The organism is Acinetobacter guillouiae CIP 63.46, assembly GCF_000368145.1.
GTDB classification, from domain to species: Bacteria; Pseudomonadota; Gammaproteobacteria; order Pseudomonadales; family Moraxellaceae; genus Acinetobacter; species Acinetobacter guillouiae.
In genome coordinates this window covers 545918-564650 of the sequence record NZ_KB849282.1, presented here as the reverse complement: position 1 = coordinate 564650, position 18733 = coordinate 545918, and the positions used below count along the sequence as shown (strand labels likewise).

Here is an 18733-nt window from a genome sequence, read left to right as displayed (position 1 = left end):
CCCACAAATTTTTGTGGGTTTTTTATTGATTTACTGTAGGTGTCTTTTCAATAAATTTAAAATCCTTAAGCTTGACCCAGCCTTCGACTAGATCATCTTCTATATTTTGATTTGGATCATTAAATATCACATAAACCCAGTCTTGTTTTTTTCTGTCTTTATAGATTGAATAAGCCGTGACATTATCATTTTGAAGCACAAAAGTATCATTCATCTTACAGATGTTTTTGGGTGCTGAATAAAAATAAATACGATGTTTAGATTTGCCTAACAACTCCCAACGGGGCTGTATTTCTTGCTCTTTTTTATAGCTTTGTAAATTTAATTCAAAACAACTCATTGCTAAACTGAACGATGAACTGCTCAATAACAATACAGTGATTATCATTTTTTTAAACATGTTTAATCTTCTAACCGAATCTGAATGACCCAATGAGCATTGGGCACACAATAAAGCTAAGCTTTCACATCAACAAAACTTTTATCCCGTCTAAACATGACTTCGACATAGGAACAAGTTGGTACAATTTTAAGCTGCTTTTCACGTGCAAATTCAACCAAAGTATCCAACAACTGACGCGCAATTCCTTGACCACGTAAGGAGTCATCTACCCAAGTATGGTTCGCAATGATCTGATGCTCACCATGCCATAAATAACTGATCTCAGCAATTCGCTTACCTTGCTCATTATCGAAGTAAAATTCACCTTTTTGTTGATTATCTACATGTTGGAATTGCATATATTCTTTCTCATGGATGTTCTATAACACAATTCCACTGTAGCAAAGCAAACTTAAGATTTCAAAACATCATGAATCGATTGATCTTTATCAAACACTGATTTTGAAAAAGGGCAGAGTGGAATAATTTTCACATTCTTTGAGCGAGCCATTTCTACAACTTGATCTAATAATTTTCGACCTACACTTTGACCACGCAATTCATCTTCTACAACTGTATGGTCAATAATCAACATATTTTCACCCGCCCATGTGTACGCCATTTCAGCCAAATGGTGACCTTCTTCACCAATATAAAATTCACCTTTTTTACCATCATCTTTATGTCTGATTTCTAACATTTTATTTACTCTTATATACGTTTAAATTTATAGGCCTATTCAAAATGCCATAACTATATTTGAATTATTGTTAAATTTTGTCTGACAGTTTTATTTTTGATACAACAAACTTAGCTTAACTTTATCCACAATTCAGCCTAAAATTTAGTGCTAACCTCTTTTAATATTGACCATGTCTGCCTTATCTCCCCAAACTCCAGCACCACAATCTGCCCCCAGTGAATCCCAGCAATGGATCAGTGTGATTAGCCTTGCTTTCGCAGCATTTATTTTCAATACCACAGAATTCGTTCCTGTGGCTTTACTGAGTGACATTGGAAAAAGCTTTGCGATGCCTGCAACTGATGTTGGTATCATGATTACTCTATATGCATGGGTTGTTGCACCCATTTCATTGCCGATCATGTTACTAACCAAAAATATTGAACGGCGCTTTTTACTGATCATTCTATTTATGGTTTTTGTGGCCAGTCATGCATTATCTTATTTTGCATGGAGTTTCGATGTACTCCTGATCAGTCGAATTGGTATCGCATTTTCTCATGCTTTATTTTGGTCAATCACTGCATCACTGGCAGTACGAGTCGCACCCAAAGGTAAGGAGTTTCAAGCTTTGGGGCTATTGGCCACAGGTACAGCATTGGCGATGGTTTTAGGTATTCCATTTGGACGAATGATTGGTGAATCTTATGGTTGGCGTAATACTTTCGCTTTAATTGCAATTGGTGCGGCTATAGTTTGCGTCATCTTAGCCAAAACATTGCCACGCTTACCGAGCGTCAATTCAGGCTCTCTGAGTAGTTTAAAGGTATTTTTAAAACGCCCAAGCCTGATGATTGTTTTTGCTCTAACCATTATTGTGATTACCGCGCAATTTACCGCATACAGTTATATCGAACCTTTTGCTTTGAATGTTGCGCATTTTAGCTCGACACAGACCACAACCTTATTATTAATCTATGGCGCAGCGGGTTTCTTTGGCTCTTATTTATTCGGTAAATTTGCCAAAAAATATCCAAAACTTCCGATACCGTTAAGTAGTGCGATATTGGCTGTTTCGATGTTATTGTTGACTTCACTGAGTACTGATTTTACCAGTTTTAGTCTACTGAGTTTATTTTGGGGCATGGCGATTATTTGCTTTAGCTTAGCTCAACAAGCCAAAACCTTAGCTTTAGCTTCTGATGCCACTGATGTCGCAATGGCGATTTATTCAGGGCTCTATAATGTGGGTATTGGTGGCGGCGCTTTGCTTGGTGGCCTAGTGACCACCAGTTATGGGCTCAATCATATCGGCATCGTTGGCGGTATAATCGCTGTTCTTGGGACCCTGTTAGCTTTAGTGCTTGTACAACGTAAAGATTTTATTCAAAAAATATAAATATCTTTTTACAAGTTTTAAAGTGACATGCTGAGTTAAAAACTTTAACTTAATTAAAGTACTTTGATAAAACAATGATCATCAATGCAACCAATCATTTTATTTAAATTATTAACCACCACACTGCATCGGCAGTGTGGACGTATACATTTAAAATAAAATGTATAAACCAACCCTGCCAATGAGCGGGGTTATTTTTTGCTCCGTGATTTGGTCAATATTTACGGAGAAACTCATGTCTGAATATCACAATAAACAAGCCTTACTCGTTATTGATCTACAAAATGGCCTATTTCATGCACAGCATCCTCCATTTCAAGCTGATCAATTGTTGAAAAACGTCAATCAGCTCATTGAATATGCGCGTGTTAAACACATTCCGATTTTTGCGATACGTCATGTTGGTTTAGCTGGCACAGGACTCGCACCAAATAGTCCAATGACTCAACTCATTGCTGAATTAAATATTGATCCCAATACAGATTACATCTTAGAAAAAACACGGCCAAATTGCTTTTTCCAAACAGATTTATCACAACAATTAGAATCTTTAAATGTTGAAGAAGTGATCATCTGTGGTTTAAAAACTGAATTTTGTATCGATAGCACAAGCCGTGCAGCAAAAGACTTAAATTATAAAGTGACATTAATTTCAGATGCGCACAGCACAATAGATTCAAAGGTTCTCAATGCTGACCGTATTATTCAGCATCATAATTCAACGCTCAATCAAGCTTTTGTTGCACTAAAAACCAGCGCTGAATTTTGTACATAAAATAAACTACATAAAAATACATTCAAAATTTGCACATTTTTAATAAATATGCGATTCTCACTAGATATTAAGAAATGAAAGATTTCTTACACAGTATATTGAACAAGGGGAGTAGCCTCCTTTATCAGAATATCGTCATTACGCTTTGAAAAAAGCCGGTATCTGAGCATTTGAGATTGATGTACATAACTCAAATGTAGGCAAGACCTTGATCATGTTGACACAGATGTTTAATCATCTGGCAACAGGTCAAGGTTTTTTTATGCCTGATTGCCAGATTCGGAGAGTTTTATGGAAACTATTGGCAATCCATGGCTGTATCTAGCGTTCTTCGCTATTGTTATTGTCATGCTACTGATCGACTTTTTAGGCTTTAAACAAAAAGAAGGGCAAGAAGTCAAAATTAAAACTGCTGCCTACTGGAGCATTGCATGGGTCAGTGTTGCAGCGTTATTTGGTGGTGGTTTATGGCTGTATCTACAACAAACCGCGGGTGTTTCAATTGCCAATAGCAAAGTCATGGAATACTTTGCAGGTTATCTACTTGAAAAATCATTAGCGATCGACAATGTCTTTGTCTGGTTGATGATCTTTGCTGCATTTGCGATTCCACAAGGCTTACAACGTAAAATTCTGCTCTATGGTGTATTAGGTGCAATTATTTTACGTACCATCTTTATTTTTATTGGCGCATGGTTCGTTCAAGAATTCTCTTGGGTGCTTTATCTCTTTGGTGCTTTCTTGGTTTATACAGGCTATAAATTCCTTAAAGGACAGGATGAAGAAGAAACCAATATCGAAGATATGGCTATTCTAAAGTGGTTGCGTAAACACATGCGAATCACCCCAAAATTAGAAGGTGCTCAATTCTTTGTTCGTCAAAATGGCGTGTTGTGGGCAACCCCGTTATTCCTAGTCTTAATTTTAGTTGAAGCTTCCGATGTGATCTTCGCGGTCGATTCTATTCCAGCGATTTTTGCGGTGACCAGTGACCCATTTATTGTCTTAACTGCAAATTTAATGGCGATCTTAGGTCTACGTGCAATGTTCTTCTTGTTGTCGGGTGCCGCGTCTAAGATGCATTATTTGCCTTATGGCCTAGGCATCATCTTAGTCTTCATTGGCTTTAAAATGTTAATGCTGGATGTCTTCCATATGCCGATTTGGATTTCGTTAGGTTTTATTGTGATTGTCTTGGCAATTACCGCTTGGCTTTCTATTCGCCATAGCAAAAAACATCATGAAACAACTTTATAAACACTAGATCGAGCCTTCCAATTGGAAGGCTTTTTTATGACCAATAATACTCAACGATTTAAATCAGATTAAAAGGACCAAAATGAGCAATGCATGTTTAACCATCAATTTTAAAACAAAACGTGTCTGTATAGACGGCAAAGTCATTGGTCTAGTAATGCTGCAGCAAGGTGAATTTCATGCACAATTTGATCAACAAAAAACAGAGTGGAAAATAACTTTAGGATTTACATTATTTGGACATTATGGAAATGAAATCTTTATCCATCAGTATAGGCGAGGTTTAGCATTTTCAATTATTTTAGCGGCACATGATGGTCATTTATTGGATTCTGATATTGTTAAGAAACTGAAAAATAAACATCAACTCAATCTCCAAATACAACATCAAACGAAGATTTCAATTTTAGACACCCCATGGTCATCTGTTGTCTTGGAGTATGATCTTCACTATGGTTTGATTAATTTAAATCTGATCCCCTAATCATCCACAACAAGCAGCTTTTCCCATCTGGTTAAAAACTGTTTAGCCTGAATCCGTGCTAAAAAAACTGGATAACTGACCAAACGTTTATTCCATCTCAATTTTAATTCAAACAAATCATTTAGCCCAAACGGCGCAATGATTTCGATATCATCATTTTCAAGTAAACGTACTGCAATTGCGGTTGCCGTTTCAACCCATACGGATAAAGCATCAAATAAGGATTGGTATTGAGAGATAGAACATCCATCATCTGTTTTATACCACAAATGCACATAGGCTTGATTGGCCACATCCCATTCATTATTAGGAAATTTTTTCTTTAACAATTCAGTCAAACGTTGCTCTTTAAGGCCTTGTTGATCATTTAAATCATAGAAAATGACATCGATTTCAATCTGATCAAACCCATAACCCTGATGATGTAAAATAGACCATACCAAGTTACGAATTACACCTGCACTCAAGTATGCATGTGCATGAATATCTCGCAAATACTGTAACCGAAGCATCAATTCAGGGCATGAATAGATGATCTGTTTTAACTGTTTAGTATTGTCCATTGTTGTCTTATTTCACCATTTTCCAAGACTGTAGTGATTGTTGCTATCAAGATAAACTCACAATATAGAATATGCCTTTAGCCACTAATTTTAGTTATATTTCGATAAAAATTTCCCTGCACTAAAACAATAAAAAATAACGTTATTCAATTTTTTAGAATGCTTTCGCGCAAAACTGCATACAGCACCTGATACAAATTTCAGGTACAATCAATCGAAAAAAGGATAAATTGCAGGTTCTACATGTCTTGTGTTGTACAGAAAACAGCGGTTCGTGGGCGTTTTCTTGATATTAAAAATACCGTTTCTCAAGCAACTCAAATATTAGATCAAGTTCGTTATATCGAAGATGGTTTACTGATCACAGAGCAAGGCAAAATCACATGGTTTGGCCCTTGGGAAGATGCTCAGTCTCACCTGACAGATGATATTCAAATTGATCACTACCCAGAACAACTGATTGTGCCTGGTTTTATTGACACCCATATTCATTTTCCACAAACAGAAATGGTGGGTGCATATGGTGAACAACTTTTAGAATGGTTAAATACCTATACTTTTCCAACAGAAATTCAGTTTGCAGATAAAAACTATGCCGACAAAATCGCACAGTTTTTTGTCCAAGAATTACTTAAAAATGGCACCACAACAGCACTGGTTTTTTGTACAGTACATCCCCAATCAGTCGATGCCTTATTTGAAGCGGCAGAACAGCATCAGATGCGTTTAATTGCAGGTAAAGTCATGATGGATCGTCATGCACCTGAAGCACTGACAGACACTGCTGAAAGCGCATATCTTGACTCTAAAGCACTGATTGAAAAATGGCATGGTAAAGGTCGTAACCTATATGCCATTACTCCGCGTTTTGCTCCAACCTCTACACCTGAGCAATTGGCAAAAGCAGGGCAGTTAAAAGCAGAGTATCCAACGGTATATGTGCATACCCATCTCAGTGAAAATAAAAATGAAATTGCATGGGTCAAAGACTTATTCCCAGAGCAGAAAGGTTATCTGGATGTCTATCACCACTATGGTTTAACAGGAGAGCGTTCTGTTTTTGCACATTGTGTTCATTTAGAAGAGCATGAATGGGATTGCATGCATGCAACTGATTCAGCGATTGCATTTTGCCCGACTTCAAACTTATTTTTGGGAAGTGGTTTATTCCCATTAAAAAAATCCTGGGAAAAGCAGGTGAAAGTCGGCTTAGGAACAGATATTGGTGCAGGAACAGCATTTTGCCAATTACAAACCCTCAATGAAGCCTACAAAGTGCAACAACTCCAAGGTGATAAACTTTCGGCAATGGAATCGCTTTACCATGCAACGCTTGGTGGGGCGAAAGCGCTGCATTTAGATGAGCAATTGGGCAATTTCAATATCGGTAAAGAAGCCGATTTTGTTGTGCTAGATTTAAAAGCAACGGCGCTACAACAACTGCGTCAGGAACGTGCTAAAAACATAGACGATGCATTATTTGCCTTATTTACCATGGGGGATGATCGCAATATTCAAGCCACCTATATTTATGGACAAAAAGCCTATGAGCAAAACCAAACAAAAACCGCGTAAATCAAAGAAAAAACTGATTTTGATTGGTACAGTTTTTGTGATCTGTGCGTTCGTTTTAAAACGTGATGCACATTGATCATTTCGGCTTAAATTAGGGCATTTACATTTTCAAATGTCAAAAAAGATGCATCTTGATCTGATATGTTTTAAAATTATGCCATCTTTTAGGGTGTTGCTAGTCAACACCTTTTTTAATTTTAGAATTTGATGTTTAGGTTTTTAGGTATTTCCCATGACTATTGAAATGAAAGTGATGATTTCTGCTGAAGAAATTCATGCAAAAGTTCAGGAACTTGGTAAAAAAATTGATGCGCATTATGCCAATAGCGATAAAGAGCTTGTCTTAATTGGTTTATTGCGTGGTTCAGTGATTTTTATGGCTGATTTATGTCGTGCAATCAGTAAGACTCATGAACTCGATTTTATGACCGTTTCAAGCTATGGTGGCAGTACAACATCTTCTCGTGATGTCAGAATCCTCAAAGATTTAGACGGCGAAATTCGCGGTAAGGATATCTTAGTCGTGGAAGATATTATTGACTCTGGCAATACCTTAAGCAAAGTATTGGAAATTTTAAGTACACGTCATCCCAACTCGATCGAGCTGTGTACTTTAGTCAGCAAACCGTCTCGCCGTGAAATCGACTTAGATGTGAAATTTCTTGGCTTTGAAGTTGAAGATAAATTCATTGTGGGCTATGGCTTAGACTATGATCAAAAATATCGTCATATTCCATTTATTGGAGAAATTGGTCTTTAATTGAGACCTCATCACATCATTTTAACTAAAATGAGTTAAGCGACTTCGGTCGCTTTTTTTATTTTTTTAGCTATTGTAGTGAACAAAAATGCAACAACTTGTAGCAAATAAGCGCTTTTACTTCCCTAGAGAATATTTGATTATTAAACTAATTTGATGCAGTAACTCACGACAAAATAAAGAAAAAGGAGAAAGATTATGATGTCACTGATTAGTGCAATTGTGATTGGTTTTATTGCAGGTTTGATTGCACGTGCAATTCACCCAGGTGATGATAAAGCTGGCTTCATTGTAACAACAGCACTCGGTATTGTAGGTTCATTGGTTGCAACCTATGGAGGTCAATTACTCGGCCTATATCCAAAAGGTGCATCAGCTGGATTTATTGCCTCAGTCATTGGTGCAATAGTGGTACTCTTTATCTATAACATGATTGCCAAACGTACTTAAATTTTCTCCTCAATATAAAAAGCACCCTCGATGGGTGCTTTTTTACGCTATCAGTTTCTAAGCGCTTGTTTATAATCCAAAATTTTTCCATATTTTCTCAATTTCTTCGGCAGGGTAGGCACCCATCACCTTATAACCATTTGAGAAAATAATTGCTGGTGTTCCATGCAAACCTAATTTTTTACCCAATTCCAAATTACGCTCGATTGGCGTTGCACAATTTGCTGGTGCTGTCGGTTTAATCCCATTTTGAATCAAATTTTTCCATGCATATTCTTTATTTGCAGAACACCATACTTGCTTAGATGGCAAAATTGATTGCGCTTTGATGGAATAGATAAATGTATAAATTGTCACATCATTGAGCTTGGCTAAATTCCCTTCAAGCGTCTTGCAATATGGGCAATTTGGGTCAGAAAAGATTGCAAGCTGACGCTTACCATTCCCCCTGACTGTTTTTACAGCATCATTCAAAGGTAATGCTTTAAAATCTATCGTATTTTCTTTAACTGCTAAATCTTTGGTTAAATTATGCTGATCTTTCAAACGAATCATTGAACCAATAAATAAATGCTGGGCATCCTCATTGACATAAACGATTTGACTATCCAAGGTCCCACTATATAAACCCTGCATTTCTGTTGTTTGCAGATTATTAATTTTTACATTGGGATACTGCTGTGCTAATTTTGCTTTCACAGTCTCAACACTGGCAAAACCAGCTGTACAAAAAGCCAGACTTAAGCTCAATGCGATAAATTGCTTTAACATAAATCGATAAAATCAAAATAAATATTGAGATGCATTAAAGCATAATTCATCAGCTGACTTGTTTAAAAACTGTGATTGATCCTTATCTCTATTTGCAATTGTTCTCTACCGATCACAGTACCTTGAACTGTTAAAAAAGCTGTACTTTATTCTTGCTCAGGTTTCACGTGAAACCCAACTAAACATCGCGGTTTTGTTGATTTCAACAGAAATATGCACCAATTGTTTATGAATAGATAAAGCGTGACGTACCTGATCAGCATTTAAATTTTTATCATTGGATTCAAGCGCTAAAATTACTGAAAATTTGGCTTTAGCGACTTTCCATACATGAATATCGGTTATTTTTGCTTCAGCATTTAGATGCTCAATCACTTCACGTACTTCATCGACTACAGGATGATCCATTTCCGCATCTAATAATGTTTGCGCCGTTTCTTTGATTAAACCATATGACCAACGTCCGACTAAAATTGCCCCAACAATACCCAATACGGCATCCAAAAAGTCCCAACCCAAATACTTTGCAGCAAAAAGAGCAATAATCGCCAAGACAGAGGTCAGTGCATCTGCAACCACATGTAAAAACGCAGCTTTTTGATTTAAATCATGTCCATGATGGTCATTATGTCTATGTGAATGATGGTGATGGTGATGGTGATGGTGATGGTGATGGTGATGGTGATGGTGATGGTGATGGTGATGGTCAGCATGATCGTGTAATAGCCATGCACAAACCAAATTGACCAATAAACCTAAAATAGCAATCAAAATCGCTTCATTATAATGAATCTGCACAGGATGAAATAAACGCACTAGCGACTGGAAGGCCATAAATAAGGCCACCACCATCAATAGAATTGCACTGCTATAGCCAGCAAGAATTTCAATTTTCCATGTACCAAAACTAAAACGAGAATCCTGCGCATAATAACGAGCAGCTCGATAAGCAGCATAAGCCAAACCTAATGCCAGCATATGCGAACTCATATGCCAACCATCTGCGAGTAAGGCCATGGAATTAAAAATCCAGCCTCCCGCAATCTCAAAAATCATCATCAATCCAGTCAAAATGGTCGCCCATAAGATTTTCTTTTGTGCTAAAGGATTACCTTGATCAAATTGATGGCTATGCTTTCGCTGAATGGTCTTGAATTGCATGAGGCGTGATCCTATATACTCCCCATGAGTATATAATTTCAATTTAAAATATACTATAAGGGAGTATGTTAAATAGCGGATTAATTTATGAGTCATTTACATCAAGATAAAAAAGTCCTCAATCGAGTGAAACGACTAAAAGGGCAAATTCATGCGATTGAAGAAGCTTTGGTTGATCAGAGCAGCTCATGTATCAGCGTTTTACAGCAAGTTGCAGCAATTAAAGGTGCCGTGAATGGCTTAATGAATGAATTGATTGAGCAGCATTTAACTGAGCATGTGATTAAAGACACTCAAGCCGTAGATGAAGCTGAATTACAAGAATTTTTAAAGCTGCTCAAACGCTATTCATAACTCAATTCACAGTCATCTATGCTTGAATGTTCAAGTTTCCATTGACCCTTTACTGATTAAGTTTTAATCTTTCCATACTCAATTCCTTCCATGCCGAACTTTGTATTGAACAGGTTTGGCATTTTTATCTGCAAAACATTTGCATTTGAAGTCCTATATTTATGAATCAACAATCATGGCGTTCATTTTTAATGATCAGCCTAGCCTTATGTATTGGTACGATTGGTACGGCGCTTGCTAGCCCCTTATATCCAATTTATCAACAACTTTGGCAATTACTCCCAAGCCAGATCACCTATATTTTCGTGGCCTATATGTTTGGTTGTTTAACCACATTATTATTTTTAGGACGTAGCAGTAATAGTTTTGGTTTTATTCGTACCTTACAAATCGGGCTATTGTTTGCTGTGATTGGCCTAACACTGTCGGTGTTTGCATCAACCACCTATTTGCTTGGATTTGGCCGCTTTATCATTGGCATTGCCTCTGGGTTGATCAGCACCTCTGCAATGTTAGGTTTGATTTATACCATTCCTGACTCACATAAGCAGAATGCCGCACAGTTAAGTTCAATTATTACCGTGATTGGCTTTGGACTGGGCCCGTTTATTGGTGGCGCAATCGCACAATTTTCTGATCGCCCACTTGTCACACCTTATTTACCCGTAATTGTTGCAGCAATCATCAGTTTGATGAGTTTATTTACGATTAAAACCATGAGGTTTGAAAGGCAGCCATTTTCTATTGCACCCCACTTACAACTGCCAGAAGCTCAATTTAAAAAACTGTTTTATATCGCCAGTTTTACCGCATTCTGTGCTTTTGGCTCATTTAGTTTATTTGCTTCATTAGCACCTTCCTTTATTCGAGATGTGATTCCTTGGCATGGACCATTGGTCAGTGGTGCAACCATTGCCAGTATCTTAATGGTTTCTGCGATCGTCCAATTTATAGCAAAGTCTTTTGATATGCATAAAGCATTGAATACAGGCTTAGTCTTATTGATTTCCAGCTATATTATTTTATCGATCTGTATGACCATGCATTGGAGTTTCTTATTCTTTTTGAGTGTGGTTTTGGTCGGAATGGGGCATGGTTTAACGTTACTGAGTGCTTTTGCATTGATTCACCACATGACCAATGTTGAAAATCGGGCAGCTGTGGTTTCCACTTATTTGTTTATTGCCTATTTTGGCACCATTGTGCCGATCATTAGCGCAGGCTTTTTATCTGATCATTTCGGTTTAATGGTTGGTGTTTTAGGCTTTTGTGCAGGAATTGGTATCTTATGTATTTATTTATTGATCAGTCATTTAAAAATTAAAGTTGGATCAAATATCTAGGCGCACAGCACCTAGATATTTATTAAAAGCAATTATTGAATAATCTCAATTTTAACCACTTCTATATCAGTGGGTTTATAGCGGTGAGTATCGACTTCCCCCACAACTTTAACTTTGGTACCCGGTTTTAACTTTTTTAAATCGATAAGATCGTCATCCACTTCGATCCCAATGGTGCCCGTGCTGTCTTTTAGCTGATAATGTTCATGTTTTATTTGACGAACAATTGTCCCCGTCAAGGTGACAGCTGTTTCATCATTGGCACGTATTGCTTGTCCAATGGTGATCTTGTTTTTGGCAGCTTCTTGAATAATCACATGATCATCTTTACCCGCCCAAACATTTGACGTCATCACTAAAACAGCAATCGCAAGCAATAAAGGAGTTTTTTTCATGAAAAGAAGCCTTTGTTGAATATGTAATTGATCTTACAGTAAACAATTCTAAGATTGATGTAAATTCAGCTTACAAAAGCACAACTTTTCATCAAAAAAAGCGGACTTATGTCCGCTTTTAAGCTGTTAGAGTAAAGGATTACTTTCCAATACAAATTACTTTCCAATACAGAACGAGCCAAAAATTACCCCTAATAGATCATCTGCACTAAAATCGCCTGTGATCTCAGCTAAGGCATTCTGTGCTAAACGTAACGATTCAGCGACCAGTTCACCCGCATGATAGACCTCAAGTTGCTCATGTGCTTCTGTAAGATAGTGCTGAGTACGCTTCATTGCTTCTAAATGGCGTGTCCGTGCAATAAAGGTATCTTCTTCAGGATGGAAGCCAGCATGCGCTGTAATCGCATCTATAAGCGCTTGTACGCCCATTTCCTGTTTGGCCGACACGCTAACATGGCGAAAACCTTGAAAATCACTTAATTCAGGTGATTGCGCAGTTAAATCACATTTGTTACCAATCAACATCAAGCGTTTAGTTTCTAAATGATCTTCAAAATAGCGCTGAGCAAGTGCTAAAGGATTTTCACCTTGGCTGAGGTCATAAACCAAAAGTAATAAATCCGCTTGCTCAATTTCTTTGATTGCTCGGCGGATGCCTTCTTTTTCGACCACATCACCTGTCTCACGTAAGCCCGCAGTATCGGTCAGTGTGATGGGTAAGCCATTTAAAGTAATTTTCTCATGCAGTACATCACGCGTCGTTCCTGCAATATCCGTAACAATGGCACGGTCATTTCCCGCCAAGGCATTCAACAACGAAGATTTACCCGCATTTGGCTTACCTGCGATCACCACTTGCAGACCTTCACGTAATAATTGCCCCTGACGCGCAGAGTGTTGTACAGCAGAGACTGAAGCCTGCACATCTTCAAGCAGATGAAGAATTTTTCCATCTGCCAAAAAGTCGATTTCCTCTTCAGGAAAATCAATAGCCGCTTCAACATGCAAACGTAAATGAATCAGTTTTTCCAATACAGTATTCACTTTATTGGAAAATGCACCTTGCAAAGAACGTACTGCTGAACGTGCAGCTGCTTGTGAGGTCGCATCAATTAAATCTGCAATCGCTTCAGCTTGAACCAAGTCCATTTTGCCATTTTCAAAGGCTCTCATGGAAAACTCGCCTGCTTTGGCGGCGATAGCACCCAGCTCAAACAATCGTGCAAGAAGTGCATTTTGAATTACAGGGCCACCATGTCCCTGCAATTCCACCACATCTTCACCCGTAAACGAGTTTGGATTTGGAAAGCAAATTGCTAGGCCCTCATCCATCACTTCACCTTTTTCATCAAAAAACTGACGAAAACCAGCAAAGCGCGCTTGGGGAAGCACTTTTTGAGTTAAAGCTTGTGCAATCGCATAAGCCTTAGGACCAGATAGACGAATCACACCTACACCACCACGTCCAGGTGGAGTCGCAATTGCTGCAATTGTGGTTTGGCTTACAGGGTTGCTCATCTAAATTACTCAAACTTTGACAATAAAAAAATCCGCCTAAGATTACCATCTTAAGCGGATTTTTTCAGCTATTGCTTAATCTATGAAGATTAAACCACTTCGCTTGCGACTTTGGCTTTAGCAACATTTTTGTTGATAAACCATTGTTGCAGAATCGTGATCGAGTTGTTCACAATCCAGTATAAAACCAAGCCAGAAGGGAAGAACAGCATAAATACTGTAAACATGATCGGCATGATTTTGAAGACTTTAGCTTGCATTGGATCAGTAGGTTGTGGGTTCAACATTTGTTGAACAAACATCGTTACACCCATGATCAACGGCAAAATAAACCAAGGATCCATTGCAGATAAATCTTGAATCCAAAGCATCCATGGTGCATGACGAAGCTCTACAGATTCCATCAATACCCAATATAATGCTAAGAAGATTGGCATTTGCAACAGCAATGGTAAACAACCCGCAAGTGGATTGACTTGCTCACGTTTGTAAAGCGCCATCATTTCTTGTGAGAAACGCATGCGGTCTTCACCAAACTCTTCTTTCATGCGTTGCATTTCAGGTGCAATCACACGCATTTTCGCCATAGAACGATAGCTCTTAGACGACAATGGCCAAAGAATAAGCTTAACCAATACAGTCAATAAGATAATTGACCAGCCCCAGTTACCTACAAGATTATGGAAGAACTGTAAGCCAGCAAATAATAATTTTGCAATTGGCCATAACCAACCATAGTCTACAGTTTGGTTTAAACCAACAGCCAAGTCTTTTAATTCAGATTGAATTTTTGGACCAGAGTAGAACGTTGCATCAATGCTCATTGCTTTTCCAGCTGGAACATTGATGGTTGGAGAAGTAAATCCGATGATATTCATACCATCTGCAGATTTACGAGATTCCAATTTTGCTGTGTATTCTTGACCGCCAAAATGACCAGGCATCCAAGCACTTACAAAATAATGCTGAACAATCGCAACCCATCCGCCTTTTGCTTCAGTGTTGAGTTTTTCATCAGTAAAGTTTGCAAATTTTAGCTTGTTATAATGCTCATCAGGTGTACCCCAAGCGCCACCCAAATATGTTCCAAGTGTAAAAATCCCTTGAGAGGTTTTTCCTGGATCATCTGAGTTATCACGCTTAATTTGACCAAACATTTGTCCTTGCCAATTTTGCGCACTACGGTTGACAACCTGATAGCTTACATCGATTGGATATTGACCTTGTTTAAAGGTAAATGTTTTGATGATTTCAACGCCATCTGCTGTTTTAAATACCATTGGTACAGCTAAAACTTGAGATGTCTTGCCATCTTTGTCTTTGGCTGCTTTGGCATCTGCAATAGTATAAGCAGTTTTTTCAAACGCATAGTTTGGACGATCTGGCTTACTGTCCGGACCATTCAATCCAATTAACCCAGATTGCGCAACATAGGTACGTTTTGCATCACTTTCAAGCATAACAAAAGGCTGATCACTGTCTTTGCTCTTGTCATGATTCAGTAATTCAATACGAACAATATCACCACCTTTAGGACTAATCCAAAGATGATAAAGGTCAGTTTGTACTGAAATCAATTGTTGATTTGCTGTGGCTGGTGCAGCTGTATTCTGTTGTGCAGCAGCTATATTTGCTTGTGGAACATCGCTAGTGGCCGCAGTTGCTTGACCTTTTGGCAGATCGGCAGACACATCATGCGCTACAACAGCCTGCGGTGTCGCAGCCTTCGATGTATTGTCATGACCATAGTCTTTTTGCCAAGCCAAAATGAGCAAATATGCGGTGACTAACATGGCCCCAAGGATTGCAAACCTGGCCCATTGTTGCATATCTATTACCCCAAGTGGTTAGAGTGATTTTGGTTCAATAAACGTTCACGCAAGGGTACAGGAACATGAAGCGTTTGAGAATCTATTTGCTGAAATGAAATAAAACGAATTGTTTTTTTTGGCACAGGATCATAACCATACCCACCCCAAGGATGACAACGACACACGCGTTTGGTCGCTAACCAGCTACCTTTTAATGCGCCGTGCGTATGGATCGCTTCTAACGAATATTGAGAACAAGTCGGAATATAACGACAACGAGGTCCAATGAGAGGACTAATCGCAATTTGATAGAAACGAATCAACCAATGCAATAAACGAATCATTGGTATCCTCTATTTTTGAGGGGAAGATTGAGCTATTTTATGGTGCTTTTTAACGATGCGCTGCAATTTCAACCAAGCAAATTGTAATTGCTGAAAAAGCTCAGCATTTGGAACTGCTTCTATACCTACTTTAGGCATCACCACAATATCCAATAAATCTATATTTTGCTGGTTTAAGCGAAAACTTTCACGCGTTAAACGTTTTATTCGATTTCTTTCATGCGCACGGCGCACTTTCTTCTTTGCAACAACAATACCCAAACGGCTTTTAGGCTGTTCGGTAACTTTTGCTAAGAATATAAAATGGGGTTGATGCACTTTAAAAAGCGCACCATCAAATACATCTTTGTAATCAGCAGCGCAGTGGATTCTCACCTCTGGACTGAAACTATAAAGAGACATAACACCCAAGTCGTCTATCAACTGTCTAAAAAATTAAACAGTTAAACTATGACGGCCTTTTGCACGACGGCGAGCTAATACTTGACGACCAGCCTTAGTAGCCATACGAGCACGGAAACCATGAACACGCTTGCGCTTTAATTCAGATGGTTGGAATGTACGTTTCATATCGAAACTCCAAAATTGATCTTTTCTAAAGGTTCGCGATTGTATTGTGCATTCTTTATTCTGTCAATAAATATACACATTTCTTTTATATAGACGCTTTATTTTTACCCAGACAACAACTTTATATAGATTAAATTGAATAAATTATCAAAAATATATATTCACAGCATAACTTATTCTTTTATAATGCAAATAAGAGTTACACACAGATATATCCTCAAAGTTATCCATAGGCTGATTCACAATTTAAATTTAATTTCTCAATTTTAAATTTAAAAATCGTGTTGTTTTGAATTTAAATTCATAACTGAAGCTTTATCCACAGAAATCCTGATCCTTATAAATAAATTCAAATTTAAAATTTATATTTATTATTATTAGGGAGCATTTTTTCTGTGGAAAACCGCTTTTTTAAGATAAATAATAATAACTTACCCTGTGAGTATCCATGTTTCTATTAATTTGATGGATTGTGGATAACTTTCTGTGATAATTTATCCACAGCTTGTGGAAAACCTTATCCACAACTGCTTTGAATTTGAATTTATTTACAGAAGGTTGCTTTTTTGAGCGAATTAGATTGAATTAACCATGACAGATGTGGATAACTTGGTTAGAATGGCGACCCCTTCACCTACAGGGTAGGGGTAAATAGTCTTTTTTGAATTTAAAATTGAATGAAGGGGTTTCACATGCTTTGGACGGACTGCTTAACTCGCTTGCGACAAGAGCTCTCTGATAATGTCTTTGCCATGTGGATTCGTCCTTTGGTTGCAGAAGAAGTCGAAGATACTTTAAAACTGTATGCACCCAATCCATATTGGACTCGCTACATTCAAGAACATCATTTAGAACTGATTTCTATTTTGGCAGAACAATTATCTGAAGGTCGTATTCGTAAAGTCGAAATTTTAGTCGACTCGCGTCCTGGTGCAATTCTTTCTGCTGCTGAACAGCCTGCTACCACAACGGCAGCGCTTGAAAGTTCTCCAATGCCTACACAGCATTTCAAAGCCAAAAAAGACAAAGAATATGAAGTTGTTTCTGCAAAAAATGTGAAGAAACGACAACTTAACCCATTATTTAACTTTGCTTTATTTGTTGAAGGTCGTTCAAACCAAATGGCGGCTGAAACTTGCCGCAAAGTTTTAACACAACTGGGTGAATCTCAACATAATCCACTCTTTTTATACGGCCCTACAGGCTTAGGTAAAACGCATTTAATGCAAGCCGTTGGTAATGCATTATTACAAGCAAAGCCAAATGCGCGTGTGATGTATATGACTGCGGAAAGCTTTGTCCAAGACTTTGTCAGCTCTCTGCAAAAAGGCAAGGTTGAAGAATTTAAAAAGAATTGCCGTTCTTTAGATTTATTGTTGGTTGATGATATTCATTTGTTGGCGGGTAAAGAAGCCAGTCTTGTTGAATTTTTCTATACATTCAATGCTTTATTGGATGAATCTAAACAAATTATTTTAACCTCTGACCGTTATCCAAAAGAATTAACCGAATTGGATCCGCGTTTAGTCTCGCGCTTTTCATGGGGATTATCGGTTGGGGTTGAACCACCAGATATTGAAACACGAATCGAAATTTTGCTGAAAAAAGCCGAAAGCAGTGGCATCGATCTGCCTCGAAATTGCGCTTTATTTATTGCACAACAGGTTGTTGCCAATGTGCGAGAGCTTGAAGGCGCTTTAAACAAAGTTGTGGCAATCTCACGCTTTAAGGGGGCTGCAATTGATCTAGAAGTGGTTCGTGAATCATTGAAAGATGTTTTGGCGATTCGTGCCCGTACCATCAGTACTGAAAATATTCAACGCGTAGTGAGCGAATACTTCCGTATACCATTGAAAGAGTTGGTGGGGCCAAAACGCACACGTATTTACGCACGACCACGTCAGTTGGCGATGGGTCTTGCGCGTGAGCTTACTGGAGACAGTTTCCCTGAAATTGGGATGGCTTTTGGCGGTCGTGACCACAGTACGGTCATGCATGCCTGTGAAAAAGTGCAAAGTTTACGCGATGAAGATCCAATTTTTAATGAGGATTATAAAAACCTCATGCGCCTGTTACAAAGTTAAAATTTGTACAAATTATGCGCTTGCAATGCGGCATAAACTGCCGCATAGTACG

At 38.1% G+C, this 18733-nt stretch carries 22 protein-coding genes; 10 read left to right on the top strand and 12 right to left on the bottom strand.

The genetic code is table 11. The features are described 5' to 3' along the window. Positions 1 to 22 precede the first annotated feature (22 nt). From F981_RS04915 to F981_RS04905, 3 genes are read right to left on the bottom strand one after another with little or no spacing between them, the layout of a single operon-like run. Positions 23 to 400 (bottom strand): hypothetical protein, encoded by a 378-nt coding sequence (locus F981_RS04915; RefSeq protein ID WP_004718979.1) that lies wholly within the window; start codon positions 398 to 400, stop codon positions 23 to 25. Between the two features lie 56 nt (positions 401 to 456). Beyond that, a complete protein-coding gene (locus F981_RS04910) occupies positions 457 to 741 on the bottom strand; it encodes a GNAT family N-acetyltransferase (RefSeq protein WP_004718976.1) in 285 nt (94 codons plus the stop codon). Between the two features lie 53 nt (positions 742 to 794). Continuing rightward, entirely contained in the window at positions 795 to 1082 is a 288-nt protein-coding gene (locus F981_RS04905) for a GNAT family N-acetyltransferase (RefSeq protein ID WP_004718974.1), read from the bottom strand. Between the two features lie 172 nt (positions 1083 to 1254). Here F981_RS04905 and F981_RS04900 point away from each other — a divergent pair, with 172 nt between their 5' ends. The 4 genes from F981_RS04900 (at position 1255) to F981_RS04885 (ending at position 4979) form a co-directional block, all read left to right on the top strand. Beyond that, the gene (locus F981_RS04900; protein ID WP_004718972.1) at positions 1255 to 2463 is read left to right on the top strand and encodes a sugar transporter; all 1209 of its coding nucleotides are present in this window, start codon (positions 1255 to 1257) and stop codon (positions 2461 to 2463) included. A 235-nt stretch (positions 2464 to 2698) separates the two neighbouring features. Continuing rightward, complete coding sequence (locus tag F981_RS04895; protein WP_004718970.1) at positions 2699 to 3238, top strand: cysteine hydrolase family protein; 540 nt, start codon at positions 2699 to 2701, stop codon at positions 3236 to 3238. 291 nt (positions 3239 to 3529) lie between these two features. After that, the gene (locus F981_RS04890; RefSeq protein ID WP_004718969.1) at positions 3530 to 4495 is read left to right on the top strand and encodes a TerC family protein; all 966 of its coding nucleotides are present in this window, start codon (positions 3530 to 3532) and stop codon (positions 4493 to 4495) included. Between the two features lie 82 nt (positions 4496 to 4577). Continuing rightward, positions 4578 to 4979 carry a hypothetical protein gene (locus tag F981_RS04885; RefSeq protein ID WP_004718966.1) on the top strand — a complete coding sequence of 134 codons (402 nt, stop codon included), beginning with the start codon at positions 4578 to 4580 and terminating at the stop codon, positions 4977 to 4979. On the opposite strand, the gene F981_RS04880 is transcribed toward F981_RS04885, so the two are convergent. Next, the gene (locus tag F981_RS04880) at positions 4976 to 5542 is read right to left on the bottom strand and encodes a nucleotidyltransferase family protein (protein ID WP_004718965.1); all 567 of its coding nucleotides are present in this window, start codon (positions 5540 to 5542) and stop codon (positions 4976 to 4978) included. The genes F981_RS04885 and F981_RS04880 overlap by 4 nt on opposite strands. A gap of 243 nt (positions 5543 to 5785) precedes the next feature. On the opposite strand from F981_RS04880, the gene guaD reads away from it, so the two are divergent. From guaD to F981_RS04865, 3 genes are all read left to right on the top strand, one after another. Continuing rightward, a complete protein-coding gene (guaD, locus tag F981_RS04875) occupies positions 5786 to 7117 on the top strand; it encodes a guanine deaminase (RefSeq protein WP_004718963.1) in 1332 nt (443 codons plus the stop codon). 232 nt (positions 7118 to 7349) lie between these two features. Continuing rightward, positions 7350 to 7877 carry a hypoxanthine phosphoribosyltransferase gene (hpt, locus tag F981_RS04870; RefSeq protein WP_004718958.1) on the top strand — a complete coding sequence of 176 codons (528 nt, stop codon included), beginning with the start codon at positions 7350 to 7352 and terminating at the stop codon, positions 7875 to 7877. 198 nt (positions 7878 to 8075) lie between these two features. Continuing rightward, positions 8076 to 8327: a GlsB/YeaQ/YmgE family stress response membrane protein gene (locus F981_RS04865; protein WP_004718955.1), complete on the top strand. Its 252-nt coding sequence runs from the start codon at positions 8076 to 8078 to the stop codon at positions 8325 to 8327. Between the two features lie 69 nt (positions 8328 to 8396). Here F981_RS04865 and F981_RS04860 read toward each other — a convergent pair whose 3' ends face one another. Both F981_RS04860 and dmeF read right to left on the bottom strand, forming a co-directional pair. After that, complete coding sequence (locus tag F981_RS04860) at positions 8397 to 9098, bottom strand: DsbC family protein (protein ID WP_004718953.1); 702 nt, start codon at positions 9096 to 9098, stop codon at positions 8397 to 8399. A 156-nt stretch (positions 9099 to 9254) separates the two neighbouring features. Continuing rightward, a complete protein-coding gene (gene dmeF, locus F981_RS04855) occupies positions 9255 to 10259 on the bottom strand; it encodes a CDF family Co(II)/Ni(II) efflux transporter DmeF (protein ID WP_004718950.1) in 1005 nt (334 codons plus the stop codon). An 87-nt stretch (positions 10260 to 10346) separates the two neighbouring features. Between dmeF and F981_RS04850 the strand changes: the two genes are divergently transcribed. Further along, entirely contained in the window at positions 10347 to 10613 is a 267-nt protein-coding gene (locus F981_RS04850) for a metal/formaldehyde-sensitive transcriptional repressor (protein WP_004718949.1), read from the top strand. A 161-nt stretch (positions 10614 to 10774) separates the two neighbouring features. Then, positions 10775 to 11956: an MFS transporter gene (locus tag F981_RS04845; protein ID WP_004718946.1), complete on the top strand. Its 1182-nt coding sequence runs from the start codon at positions 10775 to 10777 to the stop codon at positions 11954 to 11956. Between the two features lie 32 nt (positions 11957 to 11988). Here the strand turns inward: F981_RS04845 and F981_RS04840 are convergent, their stop codons facing one another. The 6 genes from F981_RS04840 to rpmH form a co-directional block, all read right to left on the bottom strand. Further along, positions 11989 to 12351 carry a NirD/YgiW/YdeI family stress tolerance protein gene (locus tag F981_RS04840; protein WP_004718945.1) on the bottom strand — a complete coding sequence of 121 codons (363 nt, stop codon included), beginning with the start codon at positions 12349 to 12351 and terminating at the stop codon, positions 11989 to 11991. Between the two features lie 156 nt (positions 12352 to 12507). Continuing rightward, positions 12508 to 13872: a tRNA uridine-5-carboxymethylaminomethyl(34) synthesis GTPase MnmE gene (gene mnmE, locus F981_RS04835; RefSeq protein WP_004718943.1), complete on the bottom strand. Its 1365-nt coding sequence runs from the start codon at positions 13870 to 13872 to the stop codon at positions 12508 to 12510. Positions 13873 to 13961: 89 nt separating this feature from the next. Further along, complete coding sequence (yidC, locus tag F981_RS04830) at positions 13962 to 15701, bottom strand: membrane protein insertase YidC (protein WP_004718941.1); 1740 nt, start codon at positions 15699 to 15701, stop codon at positions 13962 to 13964. A 5-nt stretch (positions 15702 to 15706) separates the two neighbouring features. After that, positions 15707 to 16027 (bottom strand): membrane protein insertion efficiency factor YidD, encoded by a 321-nt coding sequence (gene yidD, locus F981_RS04825; RefSeq protein ID WP_004718939.1) that lies wholly within the window; start codon positions 16025 to 16027, stop codon positions 15707 to 15709. A 9-nt stretch (positions 16028 to 16036) separates the two neighbouring features. Beyond that, complete coding sequence (rnpA, locus tag F981_RS04820) at positions 16037 to 16429, bottom strand: ribonuclease P protein component (protein WP_004718937.1); 393 nt, start codon at positions 16427 to 16429, stop codon at positions 16037 to 16039. A gap of 33 nt (positions 16430 to 16462) precedes the next feature. Further along, positions 16463 to 16597 carry a 50S ribosomal protein L34 gene (gene rpmH / locus F981_RS04815; protein ID WP_000831329.1) on the bottom strand — a complete coding sequence of 45 codons (135 nt, stop codon included), beginning with the start codon at positions 16595 to 16597 and terminating at the stop codon, positions 16463 to 16465. A 692-nt stretch (positions 16598 to 17289) separates the two neighbouring features. Between rpmH and dnaA the strand changes: the two genes are divergently transcribed. Then, entirely contained in the window at positions 17290 to 18681 is a 1392-nt protein-coding gene (gene dnaA, locus F981_RS04810) for a chromosomal replication initiator protein DnaA (protein WP_004718936.1), read from the top strand. Positions 18682 to 18733 lie beyond the last annotated feature (52 nt).